Raw genomic sequence first — 14,380 nt, 5'->3', positions numbered from 1 at the left:
TTTCTCACTCATCATCGGGTCACAGAACGTCGTTTAACCGACGATACTTCGAAGTTGTTCAACCACATAATCCTGCTGCTCATCGCTCAGAAGCGGGAACAACGGCAAGCTGACGGCCTCACTGAAATAACGTTCGGCTTCTGGGAAATCACCTTCTTCAAAGCCCAATTTGCGGTAATACGGCTGCAGGTGCACGGGAATATAGTGCAGGTTCACACCGATCCCGGTAGCCCTCAGCGTATCGAATACTTCGCGTTGCGTGACGCTGATCTCGTCAAGCCGCAAACGCACCACGTACAGATGCCACGCTGATTCAGCACCCGCCTGGGCGACCGGCAATACCAGCGGCAAATCCGCCAGCAAACGATCATAACGGGCGGCCAATTGACGCCGCTTGGCGACAAAACTGTCAAGCCTGGCCATCTGCGACAGCCCCAGCGCCGCATGCAGGTCGGTCATTCGGTAATTGAAGCCCAACTCCAGTTGCTGGTAATACCACAGGCCATGATCGGGCACCTCCATCTGCGCCTGATCGCCGGTGATCCCGTGACTGCGCAAGCGCCGCATGCGCTCGGCAAGCTCCGGGCGATTGGTCAGCACCATGCCGCCTTCGGCCGAGGTGATGATCTTCACCGGATGAAAGCTGAAAATCGTCATCGCCGCAAACTCGCCACAACCCACAGGCCGCCCGAGATACGACGCGCCCACCGCATGGGAAGCATCCTCAATCAAGGTGAAAGCATAACGCTCGGCCAGCGCAGCCAGGGTGTGCATGTCGCAGCTCTGACCGGCAAAAGCCACCGCCACAACGACCTTGGGTAATTGTCCAGTGGCCTCGGCAACTTCAAGTTTCACTGCCAGCAACCGGGCGTCGAGGTTCAAGGTCAACGGATCGATGTCGACAAAGTCCACCTCGGCTCCACAGTAGCGCCCACAGTTAGCAGACGCGACGAAGGTATTCGGACTGGTCCACAACCGATCCCCCGGCCCCAACCCTGCCGCCAGGCAGGCAATGTGCAACGCCGCCGTGGCGTTGCACACGGCGACCGCGAATTCAGCCTGGCAATGCTCGGCCATCGCGTTCTCGAAACGCGCGATGGTTGGCCCTTGGGTCAGCCAGGGCGATTGGAGCACCTGTACCACCGCATCGATATCCGCTTGTTCGATGCTCTGGCAACCATAAGGAATCTGATAGGTCAGCATGACCGGAACCCGATCATCCATACCCTATCCAGGCATGCTCGACGGTTGCCGGAGCTGGAAATCAATTTGCCATTGAACATGTGTAGTGCCCCTCTACCGTTACGCCAGACTTAAACCAGCAACCGCGCCCAATTCACGCTGGTCGGATTGCCAAGGGTGAAACCCTTGCCGGTCAGGGCGAGGTTCTTGTTGTACGCCAGATCGTGCTGGAACGGCCCGGCCCATTTTTCACGCAAGGCCGCAAGCGCCTGCGGTGCATCGGGCAAGGTGCCTGGATGGATGACCTGTACTTGCGGCGTCCACACCACCAGATAACCAGCCTGACCGGCCTTGAGGCACAGGTCGACATCACCGTAGGCATTGGCAAACGCGTGTTCGTCCAGCCCGCCAACCTCGTCGAACAGCGCCTTGCGAATCATCAGGCACACCGCCGAGACGGCTGAGTAGTTCTGCTCCAGCACCAGACGATTCAGATAGCCCTTGGCATCCTTCGGCTCACCGACGAACGCCGAACCGACACCGTCGTTCATGCCCAGGATCAACCCGGCCTGAGTCACTTTGCCGTCGCGATCCAGCAGCTTGACGCCGACCACACCGACTTCCGGGCGCTGGGCCTGGTTGAGCAGGGACTCGAGCCAGTTCGGGTTGACCACTTCACTGTCCGCCGCCAGCAGCACCAGGTATTCACCCTGGGCCTGCTGGCTGGCCTCGTTATACAACGCCGACTGGCTGAGACGCTCGTGCGCCCGCAGGACACGGACCTTGTCGCCCGGCTGCCCGAGGCCGTCCAGCCATTGCTGGATGTCCGGTGACTGGCTCGCGTTGTCGGCGATCAGCACCTCGTAACGGGTGTAGCGGGTTCGTTGCACAATGCCGGTCAGGCACCGTTGCAGCTGCTCCAGATTGTCCTGGCTGGCCAGGATGATCGACACCAGTGGACGCTCGGTGTGACGGTAATCGATTTGATACGTGCCTGGCTCGGCCGAGCTGACTTGCGCCTTGTAGCCACGGGTCGCAAGGTGACGGATCAACGCCTGACGTTCGTGGGCATTGTCTTCCAGTACTGGCGCGCGAGTGATCAGCAACGGTTCGTCCAGATGGGCCAGCCAGGCCAGGCCGCCCTGCTCGATGATGCGCAGCAGCAGGTCGAACTCCAGCGCCTTGCTGAAGTCGGCCTGGTAACCGCCCGCTTCCAACAACACATCCTTGCGGATCAGCCAATGCCGCGCCATCAGCGCTGGCAGGCTTTGCAGCAGGTCGAGGTTGAAGCCTGGGCGGAACACATCGATCAGCGCGCCACTGGTATCACGCTGAATCTCGTCCGCTGCCACTGCTCGACAGTCAGGCGCGGCGTGCAGTTCCAGACCTGCGCGCAACAAGCCACCAGCAGTGAACTCGTCCCCCGCCTCGGTCAGCAGCAACCAGTCGCACGGCGATTGACGCGCGATCTGATTAAGCTTGTCGACATAGTTGGCCTGCGTTACGCAAACGAAGTGCAAGGTGTTGTGCACCGTCGTTGCCGCCAGCGGCTCGCCCGTGGTGAACACCACGATCTTGAAGGCGTGGTTGTGACCTTCCAGCAGGCTGTCGAGGGTGATCTGTAGCTTGGCCGCGTCGTTGTCCAGATCCAGCACCAGAATGCCGAACTGTGGACCACCATTGTGGGCCACCAGATAACGCGACGTCGCAGCGATTTCGTCAGCGTCCGGGCTGCGCGCCGCCAGCCATTTGAGCAGGCGACCGGAGCGCATGGCACCGAACACCTCGTCATTGCCTTGAGTCGATACCGCGTCCAGACGCTCGGCCCAGGCAAACATGTCCCGCGCATCGTCCGCTTCGCCCAGAAGCTCCAACTGCTGCGCCAGACGCTTGACCACCTGACGGTTGAACGGGTTGCTGCCGTACGCGTACCCCAGGCGCTCGACGACGCTTTCTGGGGTGTCGTTGTTGCGGGGCCGCATCATGTCAGCCTGCATCGTCCAGATACCTTCGAGCCCCTGAAGCTGAACGCGGCCAGCCGGCATGGCATGCAGCAGAAATTCAAACTGGCTCAACAGGTCGAAGAACTTTTGATTGTAGAAAGGCATTTCGACGTATTGCAAAAGCCCGAATTGGCGGTCTGGCCCCTTCTGCACATTGTTCCAGCGCGACTCGAAAATCGGCTCGGCAGTCAACGCCCGACGGTTGCGCAGGCTGTCGGCCATCGCCTCGAAACTGTCCAGTGCCAATTGCCTGGCCTGCTCCGTATCAAGACCGGTGCGGGTACTTGGCAACGTCGCCAGCAATTGGGCGAACGTTTCACGATCCGCTACCGATTTAGCATCGGCGAGGGTCAGGGTGCTGTAGATCTCGGTGTTGTGCTCCGACTCAAGGTAATTGACCTCTCGCACCACATACGGGATCGGCAGAATTCGCGCCTTGGCCATTGCCAGCATGTAGTACGCATGGCCGATTTCCTGCCATTCGAAGATGGTGTCCTCCGGCATGACCGCGTACCAGTCACGCAACAGCTCGGTGCGGTGAACCGCATAGAACGGCGGGATGTACTGATGCATGAAGTCGATGACCCGATCCTGCGCACGCTCGGATGAATAGTCTTCACAGACCTTCTTGTCCCGACGGTAGTAGCTCACGCTGTTGGCCAGGGTCAGGTACATCAGGCAATAGCCATGGCACATGCCGTAATCCGGATTGGCTTCCAGGAACGACACCGAAGCGTCGAGGGCGTCATGCACGATGAAGTCATCGTCGGCGGCAAACACCATGTAGGGCGTGGTGACTTGCTGCACGCCGTAGTCGAGCTTGGCCCGAATGCCCCAATAACCGTACTGCGGCAGGTGCTGATAGTCGACCGAGGGGTACACGCCGTCGATGCCATCGGTGACCTGGGTCGAAGAGTCCAGCACCAGAATCCTGCAAGGCAAGGCGCTGTAAAACTTCACCGCCCGGCGCGCAAAGGCCGGTCGGTTGTGGGTGATGAGTACCACCGTCAACAACTCGTTCAATGGTAATCCGCTTTCAGAACCGCACTTGCCTTGCATAATTTTTCCCCACAACCGGCGTATCGCCCGATGAACTCAACAATGATGTCGTTGCTTAACGAACCCGACGCAGATAGCCGTCCGGCGCGACGGTGATCAGCAGCTTGCTGTGAATCCGCGCATCGATTTCAAAGTCGCGGTTTTCTTCCAGGTAGGCCCAGACAGCAGTTTTCGGGTTATCGCCCTTGCCCCACGGACGATCCGGGAAAGCGTCTTCCGGCATGTCTTCGACCACGGTGTCCATCACCACGCAGTAGCTGCCGAGCGAAACCAGCGGCGCGTACAGGCGTAACTCTTCAAGCACGTGTTCATGAGTATGGTTGGAGTCCAGAACTACCAGCACTTTCTTGCCGGCAACCCGCGCACGCACTTCATCAACGATGGCCGGATCGATGCTCGAACCCTGGATCATGCTGATCCGGCGCGCCATCGGGTGGGCTTCAATGGCTTCGCGGTTGTGTTGGCGAATGTCGATGTCCACGCCCAGCACTTCGCCGTGGCCGATCAGTTCCAGCATCGAGGCGTAAAACACCAGGGAGCCGCCGTGAGCGATGCCCGTTTCGACGATCACATCCGGGCGCAGGTCCCAGATGATTTCCTGCATGGCAACCATGTCCTGAGGAAACTGAATGATCGGCCGGCCCATCCAGCTGAAGTTGTAGGTGTATTTGTGTTTGGCCGTGACACCGACCCAGTCCAGCGACTCGGACTGAAGTTTTTTGTCTTGCTGCAAGCCTTCGATGTTCTGGCTTACTTCTTCGCGAAACTGCTCATGAGGATTCATGCAAACGCTCCGATACGGGGTGTTGTTAGTTGAAAACCCGACCGTCCTGATAAGGGACGGCCTGAGTCTTGATAATTCGTGCGGGATTGCCCACGACAACTGCATAGTCGGGAACGTCCCGGGTGACCACGGCGCCGGCACCGACCGTTGCCCAGCGGCCAATCCGCAAACGCGGAAGAATGGTGGCGTTGGTGCCGATGAAAGCCCCGTCCCCCACTTCGACGCAGCCGGCGATGGCTACGCCGGGCGCCATGAACACGGAGTGCCCGATCCGGCCTTCGTGCCCGATCAGGCTGCCGTAACTGATACTGCTGTTATCGCCCAGGGACACTTCGGCCTGAATGATCACGCCTTCCTGGAGATAGTTGCCGGTGCCCATGCGCGTCATGCTCAGATCGATACCGGGGTGCAGGAAGTTGCCCAGCGTTCCGCCGGCCTCGATGATCTGCCGCGTCGTCTCGTAACGGGTTCTGGTGTCGCGGGTGATCAGGTTCACGAAGTGCGCGTCGGGGCCTTTCAAGTCGGCCACACGTTCTACCCCACCGATCACCGGCACGCCGTAAAACAGCGTGCCGTGCTTGGCTGCATCGTTGTCGAGAAAGGCAAACTCCACAGCCGGGTTGGCCCGTTTGGCGGAGCCGATCATGCGCACTGCTTCAGGGTTCGCCGCGCCCAACAGGTAGACCTTCACAGCACATTCCTTTGCTGGCAGACCGTGCGAATCACCGCGATCACCCGCTGTTGATCGGCGTCGGTCATGTCGTGGTAACTCGGCAGATTGATCGCCCGTTCCGACAGCGAGAAAGCCGTCGGCGTGTGCACCGGTTTATCGGCAAACATCGGCAACGCCGACAACGGCCAGAAAAATACCCGGGCATCGATATCCGCCGCTTGAAAGGCTTCGATCAACAGCTCTCGGGTAATACCGGTGCTTTCATGGAACACCACGGTGGGCATCCAGTAACCGTTCCTGGAATGCTCCGGTTGCGGGTTCATGGACAGCAACGGGATATCCAGCAGCCCTTGGGCATACCGATCGAAGATCGCGCGTTTGCGGGCGATCAGCTCATCGACACGTTCGATCTGCGCACAACCGACGGCGGCCTGCAGGTTACTCATCTTGTATTTGAAGCCGATGAAATCCGGCCAGAACTGACGCGTGCTACCACTGACCCGACCGTGGTTGGAGAGTGTCAGCACTCGTTCATACAGCGCCTTGTCCGAGGTCACGAAAATCCCGCCTTCCCCGGTGGTCATGGTCTTGGTGCCATGAAAGGAGAAAGCGCCGAAGGCCCCTAACGAACCCGCGGCTTTACCACGCCATTGCGAGCCGATGGCTTCGGCGGCGTCTTCGATGACCGCAATCCCGTGCTCGCGGCCGATCGCAAGCAACGCGTCCAGATCGCACAGGTTGCCGTACAAATGCACCGCCACGATGGCTTTGGTCCGTGGCGTAATGGCTTGCCGGACCAGCTCCGGGTCCAGACACCAGCTGTCCGGCAACACATCGACAAAAACCGGCGTCGCGCCCAGGTAATCGATGGGTGCCGCCGAGGCGATCCAGTTGGTGTTGGCCAGGATCACTTCATCGCCCGGGCCGATCCCCAGTGCCGCCATGCCCATGTGCAAGGCACCAGTGCAACTGGACGTCGCGATGGCATAGGGCACGCCCATGTGCTGTGCAAAGGACTTCTCGAAACGCGTGATGTATTCGTAGCAACGCTCGCCCCAGCCATGCTGCACAGCGTCCAGCACGTACTTGGCTTCCAGCTCGCCCACACTGGGCTTGGTGTAGTGAATTCGGCTCATCTGAAGCTCAACTCCGGAATGGCAACGACAAAACGCCCGCCCCAACTGCGGACAACTGCGTATTGCTGGGTGATCTCGTCCAACAGGTTCCATGGCAGCACCAGGACATAGTCCGGCTTCTCGATTTCAATCCGCTCGGGAGACACCACCGGAATGCGACTGCCCGGCAAGAACTTGCCTTGCTTGTGCGGGCTGGCATCCGCCACCCAGGCCAGGAGGTCTGGCTTGACCCCGGCATAGTTGAGCAAGGTGTTGCCTTTGGCGGCGGCGCCATAGCCGACTACGCGCTTGCCCTCGGCCTTGGCCTGCAACAGGAAACGCAGCAGTCCGTGTTTGATCTGTTCCGCGGCCGGGGCCAGGGTCGCGTAGTAGGCAGCGGTTTTCACCCCGGCCGCCTGCTCGACCTGCAACTGCTGTTGCACGGCAGGCGTTACTTCACGGCGCACACCATCGGCACGCTGCACGAACACCCGCAGTGAGCCGCCATGGGTCGGCAGCTCGCTGACATCGAAAACTTCCAGGCCATTGCGCTCGCACAAACGCTGCACGGCGGTCAGCGACAGATAGGAATAGTGCTCGTGGTAAAGGGTGTCGAACTGCTGCCCGGCCATCAGCGTCAGCAACTGCGGAAACTCGAACGTCGCCACGCCCGAGGGCTTGAGCAGCGTCGCGAAACCGCTGAGGAAATCATTGATGTCCGGCACATGCGCCAGCACATTGTTGGCGGCCATCAGGTCCGCGCCCCAGCCTTCGCTCAGCAACTGCGAGGCGCTGTCGCGACCGAAGAACAGCTCGCGTATGTCCAGGCCTTTTTCCCGCGCGGCCTGTGCCGTGCTGCGGGTCGGCTCGACGCCGAGGCAATGGATACCGCGTTGTGCAACGTACTGCAGCAAGTAGCCATCGTTGGCGGCAATTTCCACGACACGACTGTCAGCGGTCAGCCCGAAACGCTCGACCATCTCGGCCACATATCGATCGGCATGGGCCAGCCAGGTGCTGGAAAACGAACTGAAATACGCATAGTCCGCATCGAACAGACTGTCAGCACTGGTGTAGTCCTCGGTCTGCACCAGCCAGCATTCCTGGCAGACCGCAACTTTCAACGGGACCCATTGCTCGGCCTGCTCCAACTGCTCGGCCCGAAGGTACGCGTTGGACGGCGGCGAAGTGCCCAGGTCGATCAATGGCAACGCCAACGGGGTGCCGCAACCTCGGCAATTCATAGACGCACTCCAGGGAAATGGTCATCAAGCCAGGGATGGGCGGCATCCCGGGTCGACAGATTTTTGACAGGCTCGGGCCAGGCAATCGCCAGACGCGGATCGAGTACCGACAGGCCGCCCTCGTGATCCGGGGCGTAATCGGCGCTGTGCAAATAGAGCAGCTCGGCATCATCGCTCAAGGTCTGAAAGCCATGGGCGAAACCTGCTGGAATCAACAGGCTGCGACCATCACCGGCGCGCAAGTGCTCGGCGTGCCATTGCAAAAAGGTCGCCGAGTCCGGTCGCAGATCGACCGCAACATCCCAGACTTCACCGCGCAGGCAGGTGATCAGTTTGGCTTCCGGGGCCTGGGCATTCTGATAATGCAAACCGCGCACGCTGCCGCGCTCACGGGTGCAGGACTGGTTGATCTGACGAATATGGAACGGCTCGCCAAAGGCGTTCAGGCTGCCCTCGCAGAACAGCCGGGCGAAGTGCCCGCGCTGATCTTCATGACGCTTGTGCTGAACACTGAACAAGCCCTGGAGAGGCAACGCACTGATGCAAAACTCACTCACAGCGGCCCCCGATACAGGTTCAGCTGGTGCAGCGTGATGGCACGCATGTCATCGCCATTTTCCCAGGCCAGGTGCCAATCCAGAGTGTGCGTCAGACAGTCTTGCAGCGACCAGCGCGGCTGCCATGCCAACAACTGACGGGCGCGACTGCTGTCCAGGCGCAACAGGCCGGCCTCATGCAACTCGCTCGGTTCGACGCGCAAACCTCGCGCGTGCGGCCAACGCCTGGAGAGCAGTTCGACCACTTCACCGACGCTGCACATATCGCTTTCACTCGGCCCGAAGTTCCACGCACCGGCGAATTTCGGACCGTGCTCATACAGACCCGCCGCCAGTTGCAGGTAACCGGCCAGCGGTTCCAGCGCGTGCTGCCACGGGCGAACGGCTTGTGGATAACGCAGGGTCACCGGCTCATTCGCCGACCACGCCTTGAGCACATCGGGAATCAACCGTTCCGGGGCGAAATCACCGCCACCGAGCACATTCCCGGCACGCGCCGTGGCCAATGCCAGACCGTGCTCGGCATGCCGCTCGGCAGGGAAAAACGAGGCTGCGTAAGACTGCGCCAACAACTCGCAACAGGCCTTGCTGCTGCTGTAAGGATCATGGCCGCCAAGGGCTTCGTTCTCGCGATAGGGCCACAGCCATTCCTGATTGGCGTAGACCTTGTCAGTGGTCACCAGCACGCACGCGCGCACCCCGCCGATCTGACGAATCGCTTCCAGCAGATTGAGCGTGCCCATGACGTTGCTCGAGTAAGTCCCGAGCGGGTCACGGTAGCCTTCGCGCACCAATGGTTGCGCTGCCAGATGCAGGACGATTTCTGGCTGAACCTCGGCGATCAGTTCCAGCAACGCACCCAAGTCACGCAAGTCACCGCGCTGGTCATTGATGCCTTCAGCAACGCGCGCCAGTTCGAACAGACTTGGTTCGGTGGACGGGTCCAGGGCAAAGCCCGTGACCTCAGCCCCCAGGCTTTGCAGCCACAGCGTCAACCAACTGCCTTTGAAACCTGTGTGCCCGGTGACCAGTACCCGCTTGCCGCGCCAGAATTGCGGGCTCAGTCCCACAGCTTCCATGGGGCCTCCCCGCTCTGCCACAGGTGTTCCAGATGATTCTTGTCACGCAGGGTATCCATCGGGTGCCAGAAACCATCGTGCTGGAAGGCGTTCAGTTGTCCCTCGGCCGCCAGGGTCATCAGCGGTTCGGATTCCCAAACTGTCTCGTCGGCTTTGATCAGCGACAGCACCTTGGGCGACAAGACAAAGAAGCCGCCGTTGATCCAGCCGCCATCGCCACGAGGTTTTTCGATGAAGCCGCGCACCAGATCACCGTCGCGCTCCAGCGCGCCGTAGCGTCCGGGTGGCTGTACCGCCGTGACCGTGGCCAGCTTGCCGCTGCTCAAGTGGAAATCCACCAGCGCGCCAATATTCAGGTCCGAAACACCGTCGCCATAGGTAAAGCAGAACGCTTCCTGATCTTCCAGATAGCGGCTGGCACGCCGCAAACGGCCACCGGTCATGGTCTCTTCGCCGGTGTCGATCAAGGTGACACGCCAAGGCTCGCTGTAGTTCTGGTGAACGTCCATGCGGTTGTTCGACATGTCGAACGTGACGTCAGAGGTATGCAGAAAGTAGTTGGCGAAAAAGTCCTTGATCGCGTAGCCCTTGTAGCCCAGGCAAATCACGAAGTCGTGAATTCCGTGTGCGGAATACTGCTTCATGATGTGCCAGAGAATTGGCTTGCCGCCGATCTCGATCATCGGCTTGGGCTTGAGGTGCGACTCTTCGCTGATCCGCGTGCCCAGGCCACCCGCCAGAATAACTGCCTTCATCTTGTCCCCTCTTGTTCGTCACAGGGCCAGCCCAAGCCCTGCAAGGCTTTGCGACCGTCTGGATAAATCGTATGAGGCTGCACCCATCACTATCTGGCTGCACCGCACATGCTCGATTTATGGCGATTTTGAGGGGGACTTGCAGGAAACGCGCCAGCTAGCGCTGACACAAAAACGGAAACAGAAACGGGCGTAGGAGCTGCCGCAGGCTGCGATCTTTTGATTGTGCTATTGAAAAGATCGCAGCCTTCGGCAGCTTCGAAGGCAGGGGGTGTCAGTCGCCCAACCAGCCATTTTCCCAGTACCGCACGTTATCTCCGCGCAGCATGTAGTCGCGCAGCACCGCTTCGCGCAGTTCATCACCCATGCGGTAGCTGGCGTCCGGGTCGGCCAGGTGCATGCGGATGGCTTGCAACCACTCATCGGTGCTGTTGCTGACAACCCGAGTGCACGGCAGATAACCCCGATACGCCTCGGTATCGGTACACACCACCGGGTAGCCGCAGGCGCCGTATTCCAGCAGACGCAGATTGCTCTTGCAGTCGTTGAAAATATGAAACTCCAGCGGTGCCAGTGCCAGGTCGAGGTTCAGGCTGGCCAGTTTCGCCGGGTAGACACTGAGGTCGATCACGCCATGGAACTCATGCATGTAAGGCAGCAATTCTTCGGGACACATACCGAAGAACACCCAATCCACCTCGTTGGCCAACTCGCGAACGACGTCGGCGATGATCGCCAGGTCGCCCGAGTGACTGGTACCGCCACCCCAGCCTACCCGTGGCTTTTTCGAGGTTCGGCGCTGACTGCGCAGGCCATCCCAAAGATGAGTGGCGAGCATGTTCGGCACGACCCGAATGTCGTGATGCATCGACGACAACGCATCGGCCAGTGGTTGAGTCGAAACCACCACCCGATCGCACAGGCCGATACCGCGACGGACCAGACGCTCCATCTCGACGTTGTCCGGCATATTGCGAATGTGCGCGTTCTTCTTCGGCGCTTTGATGACATAGTCATCAAGTTCGTAAATCAGTCGGGCGTTGGTAAAGGGCTTGAAGGCAGCAACCTCGTTGATCGGCCCTTCACTGTAACGCCCTTGCAGGATGATGACGTCCGGCGACTCACGCTCGATCTCGATGATCGACGGCAGGTCGTAGTAGATCCGCCCGGTCGCACGACCCGCCTTCTGCAGTTCGACCAGCGGCTGAATCGCCCGATAGTGACCGACTGCCGAGGAGTTGACCGGCAGCGCCATGATGTTCGGTAACTGGCGAACGGAAAACGGGCTCCAGCCGGTGCGCAAGCCTGGCTCCAGGCTGTAACTGGAACCCCCTAGCGTATTGAGCATCAGGTTCGGGTTGTACGCCGGGTCGCGAGCAACAATGGGCAACCAGCGCCGGTAGAAGGTTTCCTGCTCTTGCGTGCGTTGCGCCAACTCGGCCTTGTCCGGGACGACAGCAGGCTGTGTCCCGAGGGCCAACTGGGCGTACGGCGTCCACACCACCAGATAGCCGTTCTGACGGACCCGCAAACACAGGTCCACCTCGTTGAGGGTCAAGGCAAAATCCTGCGCCTGCAGCCCGCCGACACTCTCGAATATTGCCTTGCGCACCATCAGGCAATCGGCACCGACAGCGCTTAGGTCCTGAACCACCTGCAAGCGGTGCATGTAGCCCGCCGCGTTCAGCGAGTCAGCGAAAAACGGCGAACCGGCCGGCCCTTGCAGCCCGAGTATCAAGCCGGCATGCAGCACGCAACCATCAGGATTGAACAGCTTGGCCCCGACGACACCGACTTCCGGACGCTGCGCATGATTGAGCAACTCACCCAGCCAGTCCGCACGGGTGACCACCACATACGGGTCGAGCATCAGCAGGTATTCACCGCGAGCCTGTTGCGCCGCAAAATTGCGCGTCGCCGCGACATTCCCCTGCTGTGGATACGTCAGCACCCGCAACCGGTCACTGCCCAACTGGGCCATGGCACTCAGCCACTCAAGCGTCTGCGCAGACTCACTGCCGTTGTCGACCAGCAGCAACTCGTACTCGCTGTAGGCGGTTTTCTCCAACAGGCTTTCGACACACCGTTGCAGCACTGCCAACTGGTCCTTGCAGACAATGATGATCGACACCAGCGGCCGCTCGGCGTGCAGGTAATCGACACGATTGAGCAAGGTAAAACTGCCCTGGCGAATCTCATGGGCAACGCCCAATCGCTGAAGATGCGCCTCCAACACTTGCGGATTGAGCTCAATGACGTCGGGCAGCGCCAGCCACTGTGCCAGGCCGAGTGTCGACTCCAGCATCACCTCGGCAATATGTTCGACGACCTCCACGCCACCGTCCTCGACCATGCGCCACAGCACATCGTGAGGCGCCAGCTCGCCATAGCTTGAATTGAATCCACCCAGCGCCAGGAATCGCTCACGCTGGAACGCCAGGGATCGCCCGACGTAGGGATAACTGCGCATCAGGTCCAGGTTGAAATCCGGCTTGAAGACCGGGTCTGACGACTCACCGTCGCGCAATCCGCCTTCGTCGCCATACACACACAATGCGCTCGGTGACGCACTGACGCGCTCGGCCAGCAGCAACAGCGCCGGCTCCACCAGACGATCGCCGGCACGCAGCATATAGAACCAGTCAACCCCGTCGAGTTGCGCCAGCAATGCGTTGAGCTGCGCGCACCAGTCCTCCTGCAACGGCAGGTTGAACACCCGCTCATCGAGCTGCGCTTCGGTACAGGCGCTGGACAACACCAGGATCAGTTCTGGCGCATAGAGCTGTCCGGCAAGGCTTTTAAGGGTCAGATCCAGGCTGGCACGACTGGACTGATCATCGATGATGATCGGGACGATTTTCGGTTGTCGCGACCAACCGGCGACGGTTTCCGGCAACAGATGTCGCTGAGTCTCACTGAGTGTGCGACACGCCAGCCATTGCGTGTACAGCTGGGAAAAACTCTCGCTGGCGATACCCACCCGATATTCCTGGCTGGCCTGGCGATTCCCCAGCGTCCGACTCAGGGGCAACTCCTCCCAGACTCGCGGCGCCTCTTCGGCCCGGCTCAGTGGCAGGAAACGAACCCAGCCGCCCGCCGGAGCACCCTCGCCACCACGAACCTTGAGCATTTGCACCAGCCAGTGTTTTTCCAGCTGCGCCGCATCTTTCATCGGCTGCTGACGAATCAAACGCTCCGGATGCAAGCGCTCGACGCTCAACACGTAGTTGAGCTGAGCCATGTTGCCCCGGCGCATCAGGCAGATGTACAAGGCCAGATCGAGCGACGCGACAAAGCAATGGCCAGGTTGAGTCAAGGCCGGCATCAGTTCCTGCACATCCTTGCGGCGCAACAGCGCACTGCTGAAGCCACCGAGGAAGTTGACCGGGAAGCTCTCGAAAATCGCCAGCAGGTCATCGCCCTTGAATATCCCGCACACCGGCGACAGCGTGCTGTTCTCCAGGCGTGATGGCAGCGGGTGATCGTCCGCATCCCAGAACACGCGCTGGGCCAGCACCAGATTGATGTCCGCCTGCTCGGTCAGGACCTGCGCCTGGCGCTCGATACACGCAGGCGATAGCTGATCGTCATCACAGAGAAACTTGATGTACTCGCCCTTCGCCTCGCCCAGGCACGCCAGCAGATTGCCGACAAACCCCAGCGTCTGCGGGTTTCGTACATACCGCACGCGTTCTGCTGCATCGCCCGTCAGCGACTCGACAACCTGCCGGATCTCATCACCGCGACTGTCGTCGCACACAATGATTTCAAGGTTGGCGTAATGCTGGATCAGGGCACTGCGCAGGGCCTGAGCAAAGAAGCGTGGATTGAAGGCGGGAATGACGAGGCTGACTAACGGGACTGGATTCACGGCGGGGCTCTCAAGCGGCGGACGCTCACCCGGTCGGGTGAGCCCCTGAAACCGCTGA

The 14,380-nt window shown here is 60.3% G+C and carries 10 protein-coding genes; all 10 read right to left on the bottom strand.

Translation table 11 applies throughout. The features are described 5' to 3' along the window. Window positions 1-33: 33 nt before the first annotated feature. The 10 genes from pseC to BK658_RS20900 all read right to left on the bottom strand — a co-directional run bounded on the left by pseC (window position 34) and on the right by BK658_RS20900 (window position 14,322). Window positions 34-1,203, bottom strand: coding sequence for a UDP-4-amino-4,6-dideoxy-N-acetyl-beta-L-altrosamine transaminase (pseC, locus tag BK658_RS20945; RefSeq protein ID WP_123584124.1), 1,170 nt, complete (start codon window positions 1,201-1,203; stop codon window positions 34-36). 110 nt (window positions 1,204-1,313) lie between these two features. Then, window positions 1,314-4,244, bottom strand: a complete 2,931-nt coding sequence (locus tag BK658_RS20940; protein ID WP_123583981.1) for a TIGR00180 family glycosyltransferase — start codon at window positions 4,242-4,244, stop codon at window positions 1,314-1,316. A 55-nt stretch (window positions 4,245-4,299) separates the two neighbouring features. Continuing rightward, the gene (locus BK658_RS20935) at window positions 4,300-5,028 is read right to left on the bottom strand and encodes a cephalosporin hydroxylase family protein (protein WP_123583980.1); all 729 of its coding nucleotides are present in this window, start codon (window positions 5,026-5,028) and stop codon (window positions 4,300-4,302) included. A gap of 25 nt (window positions 5,029-5,053) precedes the next feature. Next, entirely contained in the window at window positions 5,054-5,719 is a 666-nt protein-coding gene (locus BK658_RS20930; protein ID WP_123583979.1) for an acetyltransferase, read from the bottom strand. After that, the gene (locus BK658_RS20925) at window positions 5,716-6,837 is read right to left on the bottom strand and encodes a DegT/DnrJ/EryC1/StrS family aminotransferase (RefSeq protein ID WP_123583978.1); all 1,122 of its coding nucleotides are present in this window, start codon (window positions 6,835-6,837) and stop codon (window positions 5,716-5,718) included. The genes BK658_RS20930 and BK658_RS20925 overlap by 4 nt, the downstream gene beginning before the upstream one ends. Beyond that, on the bottom strand, window positions 6,834-8,060 hold the full coding sequence (locus BK658_RS20920) for a class I SAM-dependent methyltransferase (RefSeq protein ID WP_123583977.1): 1,227 nt from the start codon (window positions 8,058-8,060) through the stop codon (window positions 6,834-6,836). The genes BK658_RS20925 and BK658_RS20920 overlap by 4 nt, the downstream gene beginning before the upstream one ends. Then, window positions 8,057-8,617, bottom strand: a complete 561-nt coding sequence (locus BK658_RS20915; RefSeq protein WP_123583976.1) for a dTDP-4-dehydrorhamnose 3,5-epimerase family protein — start codon at window positions 8,615-8,617, stop codon at window positions 8,057-8,059. Before BK658_RS20915 ends, BK658_RS20920 begins: the two co-directional genes overlap by 4 nt. Continuing rightward, window positions 8,614-9,696 (bottom strand): CDP-glucose 4,6-dehydratase, encoded by a 1,083-nt coding sequence (gene rfbG, locus BK658_RS20910; protein ID WP_123583975.1) that lies wholly within the window; start codon window positions 9,694-9,696, stop codon window positions 8,614-8,616. The genes BK658_RS20915 and rfbG overlap by 4 nt, the downstream gene beginning before the upstream one ends. Then, window positions 9,678-10,451 (bottom strand): glucose-1-phosphate cytidylyltransferase, encoded by a 774-nt coding sequence (gene rfbF / locus BK658_RS20905; RefSeq protein WP_123583974.1) that lies wholly within the window; start codon window positions 10,449-10,451, stop codon window positions 9,678-9,680. The genes rfbG and rfbF overlap by 19 nt, the downstream gene beginning before the upstream one ends. Window positions 10,452-10,725: 274 nt before the next feature. Next, the gene (locus tag BK658_RS20900) at window positions 10,726-14,322 is read right to left on the bottom strand and encodes a glycosyltransferase (RefSeq protein WP_123583973.1); all 3,597 of its coding nucleotides are present in this window, start codon (window positions 14,320-14,322) and stop codon (window positions 10,726-10,728) included. Between the last annotated feature and the right edge of the window lie 58 nt (window positions 14,323-14,380).

The organism is Pseudomonas brassicacearum, from assembly GCF_003732175.1.
In the GTDB taxonomy this organism is placed as follows: Bacteria; Pseudomonadota; Gammaproteobacteria; order Pseudomonadales; family Pseudomonadaceae; genus Aquipseudomonas; species Aquipseudomonas brassicacearum_G.
This window is presented reverse-complemented; position numbering and strand designations above follow the sequence as displayed.